This window comes from Tangfeifania diversioriginum (genome assembly GCF_900141875.1).
GTDB lineage: Bacteria > Bacteroidota > Bacteroidia > Bacteroidales > Prolixibacteraceae > Tangfeifania > Tangfeifania diversioriginum.
On sequence record NZ_FQZE01000005.1, the window covers coordinates 110147 to 128773 of the forward strand.

Below are 18627 nucleotides of genomic sequence, written 5' to 3' on the forward strand. Positions count from 1 at the left end.
TCAAAGCCAATCAATTCAGAAAAAACTTATTTATTTAAGGACATTTCAATCTTTTTTTTGATCTTTGCGCACGGAATTATTTAAGAAGGGAAGATTATGAGTTGTTCAGGATGTTCATTTAATAATTCAATTTCCGACAGGCCCGGCGATGCATACGACTGGCTGAATGATTTGCCCGACACGGCATCTGAAACGGATATTGTTGAAGTAAAGTTTAAATCGACACGAAGAGATTTTTATAAAAATACTGATAAACTGGCATTAAAAAGAGGTGATAAAGTGGTGGTGGCCACCTCGCCGGGGCACGATACCGGCGAAGTTACCCTGACCGGCTACCTTGCAGAAAAACAGTTTCACCGCAAAATAAAAAACCCGAAACGTTTCACACTGAATCCCATTTACAGGAGAGCCAGCGAAAACGACCTCGAAATGCTGGAAGCCGCCCGAAGCAGGGAAAAACCTACTTTGATTCGTGCACGCCAGGTTGCAGGTGACCATGGATTGGACATGAAAGTGGGCGATGTGGAATTTAGGGGCGATGGCAAAAAAGCCATTTTCTACTACATTGCCGATGGACGGGTCGATTTCAGGGAGCTGATAAAGGACTACGCACGTGAGTTCAATATTAAAGTGGAAATGAAGCAGATTGGTGCCCGGCAGGAGGCCGGACTGGTTGGGGGAATTGGCTCGTGCGGACGTGAACTTTGCTGCTCGAGCTGGCGTACTGACTTTTCCAGTATTACCTCTGAAGCCGCACAAACACAGGGTCTTTCGCCATCGGCACAAAAAATGGCCGGAGCCTGCGGAAAACTAAAATGCTGCCTGCTTTACGAGCTGGATGTTTACATTGAAGCACGAAAAGAGTTCCCAAAACAACTGCTTGAGCTGGAAACCGCTGCCGGTGTTGCCAAACCCATAAATACTGATTATCTGAAAAAAGAGATTTGGTACACCACAGGCGGTAACACACCATCCGGCAATTTTAAGCTGACACTGAAAGAGGTGAAGGATATTATCCAGAAAAACAAAAAAGGGGAAAAACCCGAAATTTTACCTCAGGGTTCAACACAGGCAAAAGAGCCCGGCTGGGAACCTGTAAACACCGGACGTATTGATCGTTTTGAGAAAAAAGGGAAAAACAAAAGGAAAAAAAGGCGGAATAAAAGAAAGAATTACCGGCCAAAAGCAAAAATCCAGAAGCAATAACTGGGATTTCTCAAGTTATATAATCAAGAGCAAGCCCTTCAATTTATGCTTTGGTCGATAAATTTGTTGATTTTTTCCTTAAAATCTTTCAGCAAAACCGGCTTTGCAAGATAATCGTCGCAACCTGCCTGGAATGCTTTATCCCTGTCGCCTTTCATGGCATAGGCTGTTTGAATAATTACCGGAAGGTTTGGAAACTCTGTTTTAATAATCCGGGTTGCATCGTAGCCATTCATGCCGGGCAACTGAACATCCATGAGGACTAAATCAGCAATGTTATTTTTCAGGTACCCGATGCCTTCATTGGCATCCATAAAGTTAACATGTTTGAAGCCCAGGATTTTTATTACACTTTTCAGGTATTCAATACTTGCGGGGTCGTCTTCAAATGAAACAATAGTTTTAGCAGAAGTACTGATTTTTTCTTTGCCATTTTCCCCTGCAGCTTTGTTCGAAAGTTTACCATTTTCTGCCGAAGTTTTTTCATCTTTAAAATTTCGCGGGACAGACACATAAAAGGCTGAACCTTTGCCGGGTTCAGAGTTCACCCACGCCTTGCCGCCAAGCCGCTCGGTTATTCCCGAGATTATGGCAAGGCCAAGTCCTGAGCCTTCGTGTTTCCTTGAAATGCCTTCTTCCACCTGGCGGAAAGGTTCAAAAATAATAGTTGCTTTTTTCGGGTCAATTCCTACACCCGAATCTTTAACGAATAATACAATTTCACCGTTGGAAACCAAACATCCCAATTCGATAAAACCCTCTTCGGTAAATTTAAAGGCATTGTCGAGCAGGTTTTTAAAAATCTGGTATAACCTGTTTTTATCTGATCTTACCATGCAGGATTCTTCATTCAGGCACAATTTTAGTTTTAAATCGATTTTTGACAATTTATCAGCCTTCTGCGTTTTGTAAACCACGTGCAATTCCTGCAACAGTTCATTAATGTCGAAAGTTGAATAGTCGATTTTGAGCTGGTTCGACTGGATTAACGAAATATCGATAATATCATCGATAACAGCAGTGAGGCGCTGTCCTGAGTTTTCGATGATTTTCCCGAAGTAGTTTAAGTCATTTGGCTCAATGTTGCCGGAACAAATTATATTAGAGAAACCAAGAATGGCATTTAACGGGGTGCGAATTTCGTGGCTCATGTTTGCCAGGAACAGTGATTTAAGCCTGTCGCTCTCCTCTGCTTTTTTCCTGGCTTCCTCCAGTTCTTCAACCATTTTTTTACGGAGGGTAATGTCATGTCCTATTCCCACTAAACCGGTAACCTCTCCATCGCTTTTTTTCAGCGGCACCTTGGTGGTTAAAATCCAGCGGTTAGGATTTCCCGGAAGCATCTCTTCACGGTTGACAACCGCCTTTCCATGCTCAATAACCTGCCTGTCGTCTTCGTTGTATTTTTCAGCAATTTCTTTGGGGTACAACTCATCGTCCGTTTTTCCTATTATATCATCAACACTTCGGGCTCCGCAGTTTATTACATCGGCCTTGTTGGCAATAATTTTACGGTAATTTGTGTCTTTCATGTAAATCGCATCCGGAATATTATCAATTAGCGTGCTGAACAGCAGGTTCATTTCATTCACCTCTTTTTCAGTTTTCAACTGCTCGGTAATATCGTGGCTTACCCCAAAAACCATATTCTTGCTTTCGCGGTATTCTGCAATGGCATGAATATTTCTTATTTCTCCATTGTCGGGCCTTTTAATTTTGAAATTTACATTGAAATTTCCTTTCCCTTCAACCAGTTTGGAAAGTTCATTTAGTATAGGCTTGCGGTATTCCGGAAGCAGAATTTCAATTAATCCATCCAATGAAATAGTTCTGTTTTTTACGCCATAAATAGTACGGGCACCTTCCGTTCCGTAAATCATTTTTGTATCCAAATCAATTTCCCATGATCCCAGAAAAGTCAGTTTTTCTGCCCGCTGTAGCCGCCGATTGTTTATTTTCATCTCTTTGGCAGCAATTGTTTCGGCGGTAATATCAGAATAGGTGGCCACCACCCGATCCTCTCCAATATTTTTCACATCGGCCCTGAAAAACTTTTTATTGTTCTTTTCCCCCATCTCCATAAGAAACCTGTTTTGGGCACCATTCGCAATCACCTGCTCGCATAAGCACTGTCCGTTGATAACCTGGCATGGCAATTCCTTGTTGAAAAGCTGTGTGAAACAGGTTCCGTTTTCGGGCTGAACGTTAGGATCGTTGGTTTGGAGAATTTTCTTTTGTTTTAAATCAATGACATAAAAATGCAAGGGGAGTGCCTCCAGTATATTTTCTGCTCTCATCTTCAAAAATTGTTTCCCGGGTTTGTAAATTGTTTTTCAAATGCTCGCTGCAAATATAAAATTATTTTGAGATTTCGGGGTGAAAGTCGCTAAGTTCGTTGAAAATCAGTAAATAATATGGCTGTTTTAATAATACATATTACTTTTTAGATTATCTTTCACATTTTCTGTCCAGTGTTTAAAATCATATTTGGAGAGGGTAACTTCGTCAAAGATTTCATTCAGTGTATTTTGGGTTATCTTCCTGAAATCCTCGTTGCGGGGGAGAATGAGCACACCGCATAGCTCAACCGATGCGGGACTAACCACAATTTGCTTCTCACCGGTTTCGAAAAAATGGGAAGGCCGCTGCTTTTCGCGCGGGAAAATTACAACCCGCCATTCATTTTGTTGGTAATTACAGAGAATGTTCAGCATTGGTTCCGGTTCGCCCTTTGCCGGCAACAATTCAAAAATAACATTGAAAACAGCTGTCAGCTCCTCAAGGTCTGATGAGCGAAGTGAAACAAATCTGCGTAAATAGTTTTCAACTGCAACTACAGTAATTTTGCTATTTCTGAAAATAATATCCGCAAATTGGTTTTCGAGCAGTTCAAACTCCTCCTCAATAGGTAGAAATCCGGTGTTCCCGGCCTGAAAATGAAAATGGTCGGGTGCCGAGGCGCCACATTTCGGTCCATTGTAAAAAAGTGTAAATCCGGACAGGTCGCGGTTCAGTTTCAACATATCCGGGAAAAAGTTCTGAATTCGCTGGGGAGTGTGGCTCCGATGAGGAATGGTGAGGTGCACCGGAAAAATGGGAAAGGGGTTGACCAAAATCAGGTAGTTTTCCTGGAAAGAAATTCCTTTTTGCACAGCCGGTAAATTCTCATAACACAGGAAACATGGCCTTTCGGCAATACTTTTTGCATCGGTTTTGGCGGCCGACGACCGGATGCGTCCGGGATTGTGCTGTACAACAATTTTAAAATGGCCAAAATTGAATTTTTTGGTTTGCATGCCAGTAAGTGCCTGGTAATTTTTTCGGGCCAAATCCCATTTTTTTTGCTGCTGTTTAACCAGTGCAATGGCCTGATCGTTCAGGTTTTCAACCAGGCCGAAACCGGAAAGTTCTTGAGCAGTTATTATTTTTTGATTTACCAAGTTCATTTGTATTGAAAGCTCCGGGTTTAATTATCTGCTTTACTTTTTCAACCTTGCTTTTAGTTCAAAAGTACGAATACGATCTTTATACAAGTTGTGCGTATTCTGCTTTTCAATATCGAGCGATGCATCGGTATTGTCCTCCCAGCGGCGGCACAGGTAACCCGGTTCGTAAATCCGCCCTATTTTGTATTCCCGCGAAATGGCCAGTCCAACCGCGTAATCTTCCCCGTAACTCACGTTCGGAACTCTGATAGTTCTCAGTACCGGTGTATAAAATGCACGTGGTGCGCCCAGTCCGTTAATCCGCAAAGCATTGTTGGGGCCATTGTCGTCGGTCCATTCGTTGTGGTCAATTATTCCGGGAGGCAGCTCTTCCAAATCAAAATTGGTCATTTGATAACTGCCAATCACCATGGCACATTTTTCTTCATGGAACTTATCCACAATTTTTTGAAGGGTGTTTTCTGATGCATACAAATCGTCGCTGTCTAACTGAACGGCAAATTTTCCGCACTTTTCATGAAACACAGCTTCGTTCCAGCAACCGCCAATTCCCAGGTCAATCCGCCCGGGAACAACATGAATCAGTTTTCCGCCACGGGCAAAATCGTGAAGAATTTCCGTTGTGCCGTCGGTGGAGTGGTTATCCACAACAATTATATTAAAGTTGAAATTTGTTTTTTGAATGAGCACTGACTCCACAGCATCTTTAATGGTTTTTACGCGGTTCCTTACCGGAATTACCACCGACGCTTCTACGGGAAAATCTGTTTTCGAAAAATCGATTTCCTTAAACGGTGGCCGCAGCAAACCGCCAATTTTTTTGAGATGTGCCGTGCAGGCTTTTTCCATTTCAATTTGTTTGTCGCGGGCATTTCCGCTTACGTAATCGAACTGTTTTTTGCCCGTTTTCCGCGTGTCGGTTTCTTCCATCGTGAAAAGAAATTCGGGAATCCGGGTGAGTTCTCCCAGTCGCGAGGCATGCAACCGCAGTGCATAATAGCCAGCCTGTTGAAAACTGTCTTCTTCGAACGATTTCAACACATCGCTGCGAAACAGTTGCACCGGACCGAAATTAAAATCGTCACGCAAACTGCCCGACTGATAATCGATAACCGGATGGGCCGACAGTGCCCCGTTTGTTATTTCAAAATAATCGGAATAAACCATTGGCGAGCCGGTATTTTCTGCCACCTGTACCATCCGCTCCAGGGCAAACGGGCCAACTCCCAGGCGTGTATTCTGCAGGGCAATCAATGAATAGGTTGTTGAACTTTTTTCAGCAATTATTTTCATGGCTGCGGTTGACAGCGGTTGTTCACAAATCAGTGTTTGTACATTCTCAATTTTAACTTCATCGGGCGATAACACAAACACCTGGTTGGTTAATCCCGAATTGAGCAGTTGATTGACAGTATTAAGCGTTTCCGTGCTGTTTGTATAAGCAATAAAGCAATTTATTTTTTCTTTCATTTTTGAAAAATTGAGTTTTTAATACTGATTGAAAATGGCCAACAATCTTGTGAAATCCCTAACAAAGGTATAAATTTGATATGGCAAAAAAGAACCAAAAAACGCCGGGAACTTAAAACATTTTTGCGGCACATTTGTCCAAATTAACAAGAAAACGAATTCATACCAAAAATTAACTTAAAGTTACAAAACATGGATTACAGAAAAATTGGAAAATCAGATTTGGAATTATCAACCATTACATTTGGCGCATGGGCTGCCGGTGGCTGGATGTGGGGTGGTACCGAACAGAACGATTCGGTGAACGCCATTAAAGCAGCATACGAATTGGGCGTGACATCCATCGATACTGCCCCGATTTACGGACAAGGCACCAGCGAAGAAATTGTAGGTGAAGCCATTAAAGATATTTCGCGCGACAAAGTTCAGATTCTCACCAAATACGGAATGCGCTGGGATGTAAAGAAAGGCGATTTTGCCTTTCACAGTAAAAATAATAGTGGAAAAGATATTGAAATTTACAAGTATGCCGGCAAAGAGAGCGTTGTGAAAGAGTGCGAAGACAGTTTGCGACGACTGGGTACCGATTACATCGATTTGTATCAGGTTCACTGGCCCGATTCCACTACGCCAATCCAGGAAACGATGGAAGCAGTGAATAAACTGATAAAAGAGGGAAAAGTGAGGTATGCCGGCGTCTGTAATTATAATGCCGCACAGATGGAAGAAGCGTCAAGATATGTTGACCTTGTTTCCAACCAGGTACCCTACAGCATGGTGAAACGCGATATTGAGAAAGAAGTTGTTCCGCATGCTATTGAAAACAACCAGTCGATACTGGCTTACAGCCCGCTCGAGCGTGGCTTGCTTACCGGCAAAATGAAACCGGGGTATCAATTTGGAGAAGGTGACCACCGGGCAGGCCTTCCATATTTTACCGACGAAAACATTGAAAAAACGAATGAATTCCTGGAAAAAATAAAAGTGCTGGCCAACGATAAAAATGCTACGCTGGCGCAGTTAGTGCTTCGCTGGACAGTTGAGCAGCCGGGAATTACCATTGCTCTGGCCGGGGCACGCAATCCAAAGCAGGCGGTTCAGAATGCCAAAGCAATGGATATTGATTTAACAGAACAGGAACTGGTATTTATTACTGAAGAACTGGATAAACTAAGGTTGAATTTGTAAAAATCAGTGAAGTCATAAACTGCAAGTGAATTGCATTTTAAAAAAAGGCAGCAGCCAGCCATCCGGTTGTTGCCTTTTTTGTTGTCGGCTTGCAGGGGCTCGAACCCTGGACCCGCTGATTAAGAGTCAGCTGCTCTGCCAACTGAGCTACAAGCCGCAAAAGCTGCAAATTTAGCTGATTGGTTTTAGAAATCAATTTTTTAAATGCATTTCGTTTTCAATCTTATTAGAGTTTTAAAATCACCGGTTCACTCAGCTCACTTTCGTTGTTCAGCCGGTCGAGCACCGACATACGCACCTCATATTCCTTTTTATCTTCATTGATCCGCCCGAATTTAAATTTGTCGTCTTTGGCGGGAATAATGGTATAGATAAAATCCGGATTGGAGGAATCGAAGCGGGTTTCTTTTTCATTTATATAAATTACATAACGCCACGGTTTATCCATTTCATTTTGAGCTTCCGCAGTTTCCCATTTTATCCCTTTCCACCAGCGTTTTTTGAATTTTGCCACAGGAGCCGGCGGTTGATTGTCGATCCACCGCATTGGTGGCACAATTGCCGGACGCTGGTACAAATCGAAGGTCAGGCTATCCTGAAATCCCTGCAGGTTACGTTTGAAATGCTTGCTGCTGTAAAAAGCAGATCCGCCAATTTCGGGAATGGTACGCAAATACCTGACTTGAGCCGGGAGTTCACCGGGCTGGGTCCATTCTGGTACATTTGAGTTCACATTGCTCTTATAAACGCCATGGCCAATGTACATAGCACGGCCATAGGCATGGTTCCTCCACCAGCGGCAGAGTAATTTAAAATCGACCAGCGGATGCCCAATCTGCCAGTAAAGTTGTGGCAGGGTGTAATCAATCCACCCCATTTCCTGCCATTTAATAATATTGGCATACAAATCGTCGTAGTTAGTAGCTCCCGCGCGGGTATCGGATCCCAGTGGGTCGTCGGATTTGTTTCGCCAAACACCAAACGGGCTGATGCCAAATTTGACCCACGGCTTGGTGGCTTTAATGGTTTCGTTCAGTTTTTTTATGATGATGTCCACATTTTCGCGGCGCCAGTCGGCTTTGTTTTCCGGGAAAAATCCGCGGTTGTAGCGGGCAAACGAAGCGGTGTCGGGAAATTCTTCTTCCAACGGATACGGATAGAAATAATCGTCGAAATGGATGGCATCCACATCGTAGCGGGCCACAATATCTTTTACCACTTCGGCCACAAATTCGCGGGTTTCGGGCAATCCCGGGTCGAAGTACAATAAATTGCCATACTTCAAAATCCACTCCGGGTGATCGAACGCGATGTGGTTAGCAGCCAGCGGCTGATCAGCATTCTGAGCCACCCGGAACGGGTTCAGCCAGGCGTGCAGTTCCATGCCGCGTTTGTGGCTCTCCTCAATCCAGAATTGCAGCGGATCGTAAAATGGGTCGGGTGCTTTTCCGGGCACGCCGGTCAGGTAACGTGTCCACGGCTCCAGTTCCGACGGGTAAAAAGCATCGGCTGCCGGACGTACCTGCAAAATAACGGCATTCATGCCCAAGCGCTGGTGCATATTCAAAATTTCAATTGCCTCACGTTTCTGTCCTTCGGTTGAAAGTCCGGGTTCCGATGGCCAGTCGATGTTTACCACCGTGGCCACCCAAACTGCACGGAATTCGTGTTTTGGATAAAACGGCTGCGAATAAACTGATAAGCATAAAACAAAAACAACAATCAGCGACAGAATATACTTCATTTCGAGTTTTTCTTTTGGTTCAAACAAAGATATTTATTTTAAAATACAGCTTAAAGCAGCCATTGAAAAATTCAGAAATCTACTTTGAGTATTGCTCATTAAGTTCTATTTTTGAGTAAAATATACAGTTATGGACACAACAAACATTAAAATAAAGCTAATTAAAGAAATAGATTCTCTTGACAACAAAAATGTTAAAGAATTATACGGCATAGTAATGAATTTCATCAATGGAAAAGTGGAGTCAGAAAATTGGGATAATCTTACTGAAATCCAAAAAGCCGGAATTGAATTGGGAATCAACCAGTTAGACCAGAACAAAGGCCTCGACCATGATATGGTTATGGAAGAACTGAAAAAAAAGTATGGAATTTAAAAAGAAGATAATCTGGTCGCCGGAAGCAAAAGAAGATCTGGAAAATATTTTAGACTATCTGATGTTTCGTTGGGGGATTGCGATTACTTCCAGGTTTCTTTTTCATACGGAAAAAATGGTAACCCAAATAGCAATAAATCCGAAACAATACCCAATTTTTTCTTTCAAAAAAAGAATACGAAGATGCGTTTTAACAAAGCAAAACACCATTTATTACAGGGTGAAAAATGAGAGGGTTGAGATTGTGAGAATTTTTGACACGAGGCAAAACCCCAATAATCTCAGAATTTTGTTCGAGACAAAAGAATAGACAAATGCTATTAATTGCAGACAGCGGTTCCACCAAAACAAGCTGGTGTGTTTCTGATTCAGATAACACTGGAAAATTCTATTCAACAAATGGAATTAATCCTTTTTTCAGGACAACGGAAGACATTGTAGCCGAGCTCAGAAAAGATCTCCTGCCAAAATTAAAAAAGGAAATTAGCACCGTGTATTTTTACGGTGCCGGAGTGGTAAATGAGGAGAAAGCCGACGTGATAAAAAATGCGCTCTCCCAACTCTTTCCCGGTGCCGCACTTGAAGTGGAAAGCGATTTGCTGGCTGCTGCCCGTTCGACGCTTGGTGCCAAAAGCGGAATTGCCTGCATTTTAGGAACCGGCTCCAACTCTTGCCTTTACAACGGAAAAGCAATTGTGGCACACGTTCCTCCTTTGGGATTTATTTTGGGCGACGAAGGAAGTGGTGCCGTTTTAGGCCGCAAGTTGGTAGGCGACTATTTAAAAGGAATCATGCCCCGGAATCTCTCGGCAAAATTCAAAGAAAAATTTCCACTTCAATATGCCAATTTTCTGAAAAGTGTTTACAAAGAAGAAAAGCCCAACCGTTTCCTTGCCGGGTTTGTACCTTTTCTGAAAGAAAATATCGAAGAAGAATACTGCGACGAAATTGTCAGGAATGCATTTGATGATTTTATCACCCGAAATGTAGCTAAGTACAAAGGCTACCAGCAACTTTCGGTTTGCTTTGTGGGTTCAATTGCCTTTCATTTCCAGGAACAACTGCTGGAGGTGCTTGATGAAAAAAATATCACCCCCGGAACCATAATTAAAGAACCCTTGCTAAATTTGCTGCACTACCATTTACAAAATTCTAAAGATGAATAGCATAACTGAATCGAGTTCGCCATATGACAACCTCGAAAAAATGAGTGTTCGCGAGTTGCTGGAAGGTATTCATAACGAAGACAAAAAAGTGCTTCCTGCTGTTGAAAAAAACATTCCGCAAATCGAAAAACTGGTCACCCAAATAGTACCCAAGATGAAAAAAGGTGGCCGCTTGTTTTATGTTGGTGCGGGCACCAGCGGGCGGCTGGGGATTTTGGATGCCTCGGAAATACCACCAACTTTCGGCGTTGGCTACGACATTGTAATCGGGCTGATTGCCGGCGGCGACCAAGCCATCCGGAAAGCCATTGAGGCGGCTGAAGATGATGAAAACCTGTCGTGGGAAGAATTGAAAAAATACAATATTGGTGAATTGGACACGGTTGTTGGAATTGCAGCTTCGGGACGAACTCCATTTGTGATAGGTGCCGTTAAAAATGCCCGTAAACACGGAATCCTTACGGGATGCATTACCAGCAATCCGGGGTCGGGGCTCTCACAAAATGTTGATATCCCCATTGAAGCGGTTGTGGGGCCTGAATTTGTTACAGGCAGCACGCGCATGAAATCGGGAACAGCACAAAAATTAATCCTGAACATGATTACCACCACCCTGATGATACAAATGGGCCGTGTGAAAGGCAACCGGATGGTTAACATGCAGTTAACCAACCAAAAACTGGTGGAGCGTGGAACCCGGATGATTATGGAAGAACTGGGTTACAATGAAAAGAAAGCCCGCAGATTGCTACTTATACATGGATCGGTAAATAATGTTTTGGAAGCGATTGGGAAAAAGAAAAAATAACCCTCCTTTAACAAAGGAAAATTATTCAGGTTAAAAAAATTGATATCTTTGCATCTGATAAAACAAGAGGGAAGTATCCCTAAGTTCAAAAAACAGAACGAAAATATTTAAGAAAAATCATCTCGCTTGCATCTTTGCAAGTTTGTGGTTTATTAGGTTTAGTTGGTTTAGGTTAAGTCCCGAAAGGGACAAAAAGGCTGTCAAAAGACAGCCTTTTCTTTTTTGTCTAAATCGCTATAACCCCACTTTAAACACAAATCTGATTTATAACATGAATTTTTATTTTTATTACAATTATTAATGTTGTATTTTTCCGGTAACGTACACGGCAATCGAAAAGATCTATATATTTTTAAATTCAGTCATTAAAATTTTTAGAAATTAATACTGGATAAAACCACGTAAAAGAAATAGCCTAATAAAATTTATAATTATGGATAATGAATACCTGGATTATATGTATCAAGAAATAGTACCTGGCTTACTTAATTGTGTAGCTTATTAAATTTAACAATATAAAACCAATAAAAAATGAAAGAAACAAGAAGAAAATTTATCAAAAAATCTGCTGTTGCAGGTACGGGAGCAATTGTTGCTCCAACTTTCATCTCTGCAAAAGTATTTGGTGCAAACGATCGGATTAATGCCGCGGTATTAGGCCTCAATGGCCGCGGGAAAAGTCATGTTTCAGGTTTAATGAAGCAGAATAATGTTCAGGTCACAACACTTTGCGATCCGGACATGAATATTTTAAAAACACGAAAAGATGACTTCAAAGAGACTTACGACCAGGATGTAAATCTGGAGCAAGATCTTCGACGAGTTATGGACGACAAAGACATTGATGTGGTGAGTATTGCATCACCAAACCACTGGCATTCATTGTCAGTTATCTGGGCCTGCCAGACTGGAAAAGATGCCTACGTCGAAAAACCCGGTTCGCATAACATTTGGGAAGGACGAAAAATGGTGGAAGCTGCCCAGAAATATGACAGAATTGTGCAGCATGGAGTTCAGCTAAGAAGCTCTCCGGCAGTTAATCAGGCCATTCAGCTCCTTCGCGAAGGTTATATTGGCAGGGTTTACATGGCACGCGGATTAGTATTTCGCTGGCGTCCCAGTATTGGCGACAAGGGGTTTTCACCGGTCCCGGAAGGCCTGGATTATGATTTATGGACCGGACCAGCACCCAAACGTCCGTTCACTGAAAACCTGGTTCATTATAACTGGCACTGGCACTGGGATTACGGAAACGGCGATGTGGGGAACCAGGGAATTCATGAAACTGATTTATGTATGTGGGGACTGGATGTGGGATTGCCCACTGAAATTACATCCATGGGAGGTAAATTCCTTTGGGACGATGCAAAGGAAGTACCTGAAGTGCTTACATCTGTTTACAATTATCCTGAAGAGAACAAAATTATCCAGTTTGAAGTGAGGCCGTGGGCAACAAACACTGAGCAGGGTGTTACCGTGGGCAATATTTTTTACGGCGAAAAAGGCATCCTTGTAGTTGATGGATACAGCAAGTTTAAAACCTATTTGGGAAGAGACCGGGAGCCTGGAATTTCGGGTGACGACGGAGAACAAGAAGCCACCGGAATGGAAAGAGGCGCCGGAGGAACCGACGGACATTTTGCCAACTTTATTGAAGCTGTGCGCAAGCACGATGCGAGTATTTTGAATGCCCCGGCTGAAACAGCACACCTTTCTTCCGGATTGGCGCATCTCGGCAATATTGCTTACCGGTTGGGTAAAGTCTTAAACTTCGATCCCAAAGCGGAAAAATTTGTCAATGATCCGGAAGCTGATCAAATGCTTACCAGGAACTACCGCGCCAACTATGTTGTTCCCAATAAAGTGTAACCTGGGAATGCTTTTAATTATAAAAGAAGCATTTATATGATGGCTGAGCGGTTGTGTCAAATGCTTCTTTTCCAAACTTTTTTTACCACAAATAATGTATAAAAGAATGAATTTCAGAAATAGACTTATTACTATCGCAATGATTTTCACAACAATCCTGTTTTGCCAGTGTGGAAATAATCAGCAAATTGAATTAAAAGTAAGCGAGTCGGATAAAAAAGTGGATGTTTTATTTGATGGACAACTTTTTACTTCTTATATCTACCCCGACAATATTATGAAACCGGTGCTTTGGCCGGTAGTTTCACCTGCCGGGAACATTCTTACCCGGAGTTACCCAATGGAAAATAAAGCGGGCGACCGAACCGATCATCCGCATCATGTGGGCGTTTGGTTGAACTATGGAGATGTGAACGGACTTGATTTCTGGAACAATTCCGAAGCAATCCCGGAAGAGAGGAAAAGTGATTACGGGCGGATTTATCACACATCGGTTGAAAAAGCGGAAAGTGGCAAAAACAAAGCCGAACTGGTTGTTGAAAACGAATGGAAGGCTCCGGATGGTACAAAAATGCTGGATGAAGAGACCAATTTTACATTCAGCCAGAAAGATGAAAATATTCGTATTATCGACAGAACTACTACATTGGAAGCTGTAATAGATGAAGTAAAATTTACCGATAACAAAGAAGGAATGTTTGCCATCCGCGTGGCACGCGAACTAGAGCTTCCCTCGGATAGTCCCACAAAACTTATGGACTCGCATGGCAATATTACGGAAGTGAAGGAGATGGATAATTCCAAAGTAAAAGGAGATTACAGAAGCTCTGAAGGAATTGAGGGAGCTGAAGTTTGGGGAACCAGGGCCAGGTGGATGAAGCTTTCGAGCGAAATTAACGGCGAGAAAGTGGCACTTGTTATTATCGATCACCCGTCAAATGTGGGGTATCCAACCTACTGGCATGCTCGTGGCTATGGATTATTCGCAGCTAATACGCTCGGTCAGAAAATATTTTCTGATGGCGAAAATGAACTGAATTTCAGTTTAACCGAGGGGGAAACTACAACTTTTAAATACAGATTTGTAGTTGCTTCCGGCGAGCTCTCTGATGAAAAAATCAATGAACTGGCCGATGAATATGCTTCAATGTGAGATTTAAAGAATTTAAAATCAGTAAAATGGATCATTCAAGAAGAAGTTTTATACAAAAAAGCCTGGTGGCCGGCACAGGTTTAACATTGCTTAATCCTTTGTCTGCATTTTCAATGCAAAAGAAATCAAAAATGCAGCTGGGGCTGGTAACCTACCAGTGGGGAAGAGACTGGGATTTACCTACTCTGATTACCAACTGTGAAAAAACCGGGTTGCTTGGCGTTGAATTGCGCACCCAGCATGCGCATGGAGTGGAGACTTCGCTCAGTAAAAGTGAACGCTCAGAGGTTAAAAAACGGTTTGCCGACAGCCCGGTTACCTGCGTGGGATACGGATCGAACTTCGAGTATCACAATGTTGATCAAAGTAAAGTTAAAGAGAACATTAAAGGCACAATTGAATACCTGAAACTTTGCAAGGATATCGGGGCAACAGGGATCAAGGTAAAACCAAATGGATTGCCGCCTGAGGTTCCCAAAGAAAAAACAATTGCCCAGATTGCAGCCTCGTTAAACGAATGCGGAAAAGCCGCCAGCGATATGGGCCAGCTTATTCGTGTTGAAGTACACGGTAAATTAACCCAGCAATTGCCAAATATGAAGGCGATTTTTGATCAGGTAACAGAAGACAGTGTGAAAATTTGCTGGAACTGCAATGATCAGGATTTACTGCCTCCGGGCCTGGAAGCCAACTTTAATTCAGTGAAAAAATGGTTTGGCGACACTGTTCATATCCGCGAACTGAATGTCGGGGATTATCCTTACCAAAAACTCATGAACCTGTTTTCAGATATGAATTATGAGGGCTGGATATTGCTCGAAGCGAGAACATCTCCAGAAGACAGAATCAGTGCAATGAAAGAGCAAAAGAAGTTGTTTTTTGACATGGTCTCATAATTCCATTTTTTGGCAGATGTTAAACGACCAAAAAAGGTGCATAAAATAGCAACAATATTTTGCGCACCTTTTTTGTGTAATCTTCAGAATTCTACCGGCAAGGTCATTTTCACCGGAACAGGTTTTCCGCGCTGCATGCCGGGTTTCCAGTCTTTCATGTTGGTTGCAATGGCGGCAGCTGCCCATCCAACATCCTCGTTATCCTGTTCCACAATTTTAATATCAGTCACTTTCCCGGTTGCTGAAACAGTGAAACCAACCACTGCCTTTCCACTTATGTTATCAGATTTCGCAAATTTTTTCTGCATTTCCTCTACATATTGGCCGAGTGCGTAAAACCCACCGGGGTATTTGGGAATATCTTCCACCACAAAAAACACTTCCTCATCGTTATCCTTTAATGGCAACGGTGGAGGTGGAGGTGGCGGCGGCATTTCTTCCTTAAAGTGTTTTTTCGGAATGATTTGAAAAACGCCTTCATTCAGCGTAATTTCCTGTTTCGTAGCAGGATTAAACGAAGAAACTTCCACCTCAACCGTCTCTTTTCCCACAAATGAAAAAATAACCTGTTGATCTTCTGAAGCTGAAAGTTCAAATTCACCATCTTCATTGCTGACTGTACCGTTTGTGGTTCCTCTAATAACAATTGAAACCCCGTGAATCGGTTCTCCGTTTTCATTCACAACTTTCCCTTTAATCTGATTTTTCTTCTGAGTAACATCGCCCTCCCGGACTCTAAAAACATAACTGCTGTTTTCTACCGAAGGATAAACTGAGTTATTTTTGCCGGTGAATCCTGTTATGGAATACGTTTCCTCCACAGAACCTTTGGCAGTTAACCCGACTTGCCCCACTATCGTTTCATATCCCACATTTGAAATTTCAAGTTCGGTAATTAATTCTCCGGATTCAGGCTCTGTCTCAGGATTTGGATTGGTTAGTAAAAATTCACCCTTTTCATCGGTAATTGTACCCACAGTCGTTCCTTTTATAATTACTGTGGCATTTTGAAGTGGTTTTTCGTTTTTTTGTCTGATAACCTTTCCTCTGATTACATGTTCATTGTCACTTATTTGTTTCGTAGAAGTTGGATTTTCAGTTTCAGTTGACACCACTTTGTATCGTGGTTCGGCAAAGGCAAAAAGCAGCAGTGCAAGTGCAGGCAACGCCCACACAAATTTGATCCCGAGTACCCGGGGTGTTCTCTTTTTTGTCATCATTTTTAATCGGTTTTTGTTGAGTGCAAAATTCAGGTTGTTGGTAACACCAAACACCTGAAAGCCCATCAACTGGTTTACTAATAATGCCTGGTACCGGCCGGTGCTGTGTCCCTGCGCAAGAACACCTTTGTCGGCGAGGTACTCATGGTTTTGTTTAATGGAATGTTCAAAAAACCATATAAATGGATTGAACCAAAAGATGACTGTTAACAGTTCTGTAATCAGCAGGTCGAACCAGTGATTTTCACGAATGTGCACTTTTTCGTGAGTCAGAATTTCCGGCAGTTCTTCCTGTTTATGAAATTTCGGATTGATGAAAACGATGTTAAAAAAAGAGAAAGGCAATCCGTATTTTTCGTTCTCCACAATACGGATTCCATTCATGGATTTGATTTTGTGCTTCAGAAGTAGCCGCACCAGCAAAATGGTTTGCCCCAAAAGCCGCACGAAAAACAAAAAGGTGCCGGTTAAATAAATGGCCAAAACTATTTGTTGCCAGGTTAGCGATACGGAATTTTGTGCTGAACTGCCGGAAACTGACCGGGCATTTTTAAAAGTTTCCCCCATGGCCTGAAAAACAGTTGTTCGTTCAGGTGCTTCAATCATTACCGCATAATGCACAGGGAACAACGGCAACAAAACAGACAGCAACAAAGCCGATAACAAAAACCAGCGATTGGCTGCGTGAAATGTTTCGTGTCGCAGAAATACCCAGTAAACAAGGTAAAAAAGTGCGATTCCGGCCGAAGCTTTTAGCAGAAATTCAAAAAGTGTTTCCATGGCTTACTCTTTTTCGTTGTCTTTTTTAAGCTCTTTTTCCGTTATACGCATCATCTCCTCCAATTCTTCCATACTCAGGTTATTTTCTTTGGCAAAAAAAGTGGCCAGTTTCGGAAAAGAACCACCGAAATAATCCTGCAGAAATAAACTGAACCGGTTACGCGCATACTCCTTTTTACTGATTGCCGGAGAAAAAAGATTGGTATTACCGATCTTCCGGCACGAAACAAATTCCTTGTTTTCGAGCACTTTCAATACTGTGGCAACCGTTGTGTAGGCGGGCCGTGGCTCTTCAAACCGCTCCACCACATCTTTTACAACCCCCTCTTTTAAATTCCAGAGGATTTGCATGATTTGCTCTTCAGCTTTTGTAAGTGTTTTCATTGATAGTATTTTTTTCTACTACAAATATAGTACTAATTATTTAGAAGTAAAACTATTTTTATAAAATTATTACTATTTTTTTAGTAGGGCGCAGGAAAATAAATGCCACAACCTGACAGTCATGGCATTATGGTATTTTAATTTTTGTAGAAATTATTTATTGTCCCCAGGTAACCTGGGTTTCTGCAACCGAAATTTCTTTAATGCTGTAAACGAGCTCTTCCTGCGGCACGTCCGCTTCGTAAGTAAAAGCCTGGAGTTGCAGCGTCAATTCATCACCGGAGTAGGCCTGATTTGCCCAGCTTCCTGAACTTGAATTAATATTAAACTCATCGACTGTTGGGTTAAGTGCATAGCTTAAAAATTTAACTTTGCCCTCATCATCTAATAACCTGACCACAAAACCATCGGCATTTTCTGATTCTTCCCACTCAACAGTCATTGTTGCATCTTCGCTGTGGTAGGTAGTTTCTGTAATTACAGGAATTTCGAGAGTGCCGTTCTCAACCACTTCAGTTACCTGGACAGTTTCGCCATCTTTGCTTTCCACGTCAAACAAGTAGCTGCCATTCTGAGGTAAACTGCTTACAAACTCTTCTTCCGAAGTTTCTTTCAGGAACGTGAAGGCGGATTCTTCCGATACCACCAGTTCAAATGGCTCGCCTGCAGGTGGTGTTACTGTTGCCGACGAAATGCTTTTGTTGCCGTAAGCAAAGTAAGAAACTCCGTATTTAACTTCGTTGTCAATTACTTTTTTCATCACAAAAGCGTCGGCATAAACCTCAAACTCCAGGGGGGCATCATCATCGTCGCATGCCCAAAAAACAAATGGCAGGGCAAATGCCATCAATAAAATTTTACCTAATCGTGTTGTTCTCATTTTAATTGCTTTGATTATTTAACTTCAATTTTAGTTTTCAA

General features: G+C 42.3%; 16 protein-coding genes and 1 tRNA gene. 9 read left to right on the forward strand and 8 right to left on the reverse strand.

What is annotated here, in order from left to right; all coding sequences use genetic code 11:
* The first annotated feature begins 96 nt into the window (after nt 1-96).
* On the forward strand, nt 97-1206 hold the full coding sequence (locus BUC07_RS04900; RefSeq protein ID WP_073166417.1) for a PSP1 domain-containing protein: 1110 nt from the start codon (nt 97-99) through the stop codon (nt 1204-1206).
* Nucleotides 1207-1244: 38 nt separating this feature from the next.
* Here BUC07_RS04900 and BUC07_RS04905 read toward each other — a convergent pair whose 3' ends face one another.
* The 3 genes from BUC07_RS04905 to BUC07_RS21095 form a co-directional block, all read right to left on the reverse strand.
* On the reverse strand, nt 1245-3503 hold the full coding sequence (locus BUC07_RS04905; RefSeq protein ID WP_073166420.1) for an ATP-binding protein: 2259 nt from the start codon (nt 3501-3503) through the stop codon (nt 1245-1247).
* A gap of 126 nt (nt 3504-3629) precedes the next feature.
* Nucleotides 3630-4652, reverse strand: coding sequence for a DUF4922 domain-containing protein (locus BUC07_RS21090; protein WP_217652648.1), 1023 nt, complete (start codon nt 4650-4652; stop codon nt 3630-3632).
* 33 nt (nt 4653-4685) lie between these two features.
* A complete protein-coding gene (locus BUC07_RS21095) occupies nt 4686-6122 on the reverse strand; it encodes a glycosyltransferase family 2 protein (RefSeq protein ID WP_073166423.1) in 1437 nt (478 codons plus the stop codon).
* Nucleotides 6123-6314: 192 nt separating this feature from the next.
* Here BUC07_RS21095 and BUC07_RS04920 point away from each other — a divergent pair, with 192 nt between their 5' ends.
* Nucleotides 6315-7310, forward strand: coding sequence for an aldo/keto reductase (locus BUC07_RS04920; RefSeq protein ID WP_073166426.1), 996 nt, complete (start codon nt 6315-6317; stop codon nt 7308-7310).
* Between the two features lie 84 nt (nt 7311-7394).
* On the opposite strand, the gene BUC07_RS04925 is transcribed toward BUC07_RS04920, so the two are convergent.
* Nucleotides 7395-7467 (reverse strand) — tRNA-Lys (locus BUC07_RS04925).
* Nucleotides 7468-7536: 69 nt separating this feature from the next.
* Nucleotides 7537-9054 (reverse strand): glycoside hydrolase family 10-like protein, encoded by a 1518-nt coding sequence (locus tag BUC07_RS04930; protein WP_073166629.1) that lies wholly within the window; start codon nt 9052-9054, stop codon nt 7537-7539.
* Nucleotides 9055-9184: 130 nt separating this feature from the next.
* Here BUC07_RS04930 and BUC07_RS04935 point away from each other — a divergent pair, with 130 nt between their 5' ends.
* From BUC07_RS04935 to BUC07_RS04965, 7 genes are all read left to right on the forward strand, one after another.
* Nucleotides 9185-9430: a hypothetical protein gene (locus tag BUC07_RS04935; protein ID WP_073166429.1), complete on the forward strand. Its 246-nt coding sequence runs from the start codon at nt 9185-9187 to the stop codon at nt 9428-9430.
* The gene (locus BUC07_RS21595) at nt 9420-9740 is read left to right on the forward strand and encodes a type II toxin-antitoxin system RelE/ParE family toxin (RefSeq protein WP_073166432.1); all 321 of its coding nucleotides are present in this window, start codon (nt 9420-9422) and stop codon (nt 9738-9740) included. The genes BUC07_RS04935 and BUC07_RS21595 overlap by 11 nt, the downstream gene beginning before the upstream one ends.
* Nucleotides 9741-9744: 4 nt before the next feature.
* Nucleotides 9745-10596 (forward strand): hypothetical protein, encoded by an 852-nt coding sequence (locus BUC07_RS04945; protein WP_073166435.1) that lies wholly within the window; start codon nt 9745-9747, stop codon nt 10594-10596.
* A complete protein-coding gene (gene murQ / locus BUC07_RS04950) occupies nt 10589-11404 on the forward strand; it encodes an N-acetylmuramic acid 6-phosphate etherase (RefSeq protein WP_073166438.1) in 816 nt (271 codons plus the stop codon). Before BUC07_RS04945 ends, murQ begins: the two co-directional genes overlap by 8 nt.
* A 531-nt stretch (nt 11405-11935) precedes the next feature.
* Nucleotides 11936-13273 carry a Gfo/Idh/MocA family protein gene (locus BUC07_RS04955; RefSeq protein WP_073166441.1) on the forward strand — a complete coding sequence of 446 codons (1338 nt, stop codon included), beginning with the start codon at nt 11936-11938 and terminating at the stop codon, nt 13271-13273.
* A gap of 106 nt (nt 13274-13379) precedes the next feature.
* Entirely contained in the window at nt 13380-14426 is a 1047-nt protein-coding gene (locus tag BUC07_RS04960) for a DUF6807 domain-containing protein (protein WP_083578099.1), read from the forward strand.
* Between the two features lie 26 nt (nt 14427-14452).
* Nucleotides 14453-15322 (forward strand): sugar phosphate isomerase/epimerase family protein, encoded by an 870-nt coding sequence (locus BUC07_RS04965; protein WP_073166448.1) that lies wholly within the window; start codon nt 14453-14455, stop codon nt 15320-15322.
* A gap of 83 nt (nt 15323-15405) precedes the next feature.
* Here BUC07_RS04965 and BUC07_RS04970 read toward each other — a convergent pair whose 3' ends face one another.
* From BUC07_RS04970 to BUC07_RS04980, 3 genes are all read right to left on the reverse strand, one after another.
* Nucleotides 15406-17322 carry a carboxypeptidase-like regulatory domain-containing protein gene (locus BUC07_RS04970; protein ID WP_073166451.1) on the reverse strand — a complete coding sequence of 639 codons (1917 nt, stop codon included), beginning with the start codon at nt 17320-17322 and terminating at the stop codon, nt 15406-15408.
* Between the two features lie 3 nt (nt 17323-17325).
* Complete coding sequence (locus BUC07_RS04975; protein ID WP_073166454.1) at nt 17326-17706, reverse strand: BlaI/MecI/CopY family transcriptional regulator; 381 nt, start codon at nt 17704-17706, stop codon at nt 17326-17328.
* A gap of 157 nt (nt 17707-17863) precedes the next feature.
* Complete coding sequence (locus BUC07_RS04980; protein ID WP_139279473.1) at nt 17864-18586, reverse strand: hypothetical protein; 723 nt, start codon at nt 18584-18586, stop codon at nt 17864-17866.
* Between the last annotated feature and the right edge of the window lie 41 nt (nt 18587-18627).

Bases quoted from the DNA above. Each gene is read 5' to 3' on its own strand.
- BUC07_RS21090 (WP_217652648.1), bottom strand. From the start codon at position 4,652: ATGAACTTGGTAAATCAAAAAATAATAACTGCTCAAGAACTTTCCGGT.
- BUC07_RS04945 (WP_073166435.1), top strand. From the start codon at position 9,745: ATGCTATTAATTGCAGACAGCGGTTCCACCAAAACAAGCTGGTGTGTT.
- murQ (WP_073166438.1), top strand. From the start codon at position 10,589: ATGAATAGCATAACTGAATCGAGTTCGCCATATGACAACCTCGAAAAA.
- BUC07_RS04900 (WP_073166417.1), top strand. From the start codon at position 97: ATGAGTTGTTCAGGATGTTCATTTAATAATTCAATTTCCGACAGGCCC.
- BUC07_RS04955 (WP_073166441.1), top strand. From the start codon at position 11,936: ATGAAAGAAACAAGAAGAAAATTTATCAAAAAATCTGCTGTTGCAGGT.
- BUC07_RS04960 (WP_083578099.1), top strand. From the start codon at position 13,380: ATGAATTTCAGAAATAGACTTATTACTATCGCAATGATTTTCACAACA.
- BUC07_RS04975 (WP_073166454.1), bottom strand. From the start codon at position 17,706: ATGAAAACACTTACAAAAGCTGAAGAGCAAATCATGCAAATCCTCTGG.
- BUC07_RS04980 (WP_139279473.1), bottom strand. From the start codon at position 18,586: ATGAGAACAACACGATTAGGTAAAATTTTATTGATGGCATTTGCCCTG.
- BUC07_RS21095 (WP_073166423.1), bottom strand. From the start codon at position 6,122: ATGAAAGAAAAAATAAATTGCTTTATTGCTTATACAAACAGCACGGAA.
- BUC07_RS04970 (WP_073166451.1), bottom strand. From the start codon at position 17,322: ATGGAAACACTTTTTGAATTTCTGCTAAAAGCTTCGGCCGGAATCGCA.
- BUC07_RS04930 (WP_073166629.1), bottom strand. From the start codon at position 9,054: ATGAAGTATATTCTGTCGCTGATTGTTGTTTTTGTTTTATGCTTATCA.
- BUC07_RS04965 (WP_073166448.1), top strand. From the start codon at position 14,453: ATGGATCATTCAAGAAGAAGTTTTATACAAAAAAGCCTGGTGGCCGGC.
- BUC07_RS04935 (WP_073166429.1), top strand. From the start codon at position 9,185: ATGGACACAACAAACATTAAAATAAAGCTAATTAAAGAAATAGATTCT.
- BUC07_RS04920 (WP_073166426.1), top strand. From the start codon at position 6,315: ATGGATTACAGAAAAATTGGAAAATCAGATTTGGAATTATCAACCATT.
- BUC07_RS04905 (WP_073166420.1), bottom strand. From the start codon at position 3,503: ATGAGAGCAGAAAATATACTGGAGGCACTCCCCTTGCATTTTTATGTC.
- BUC07_RS21595 (WP_073166432.1), top strand. From the start codon at position 9,420: ATGGAATTTAAAAAGAAGATAATCTGGTCGCCGGAAGCAAAAGAAGAT.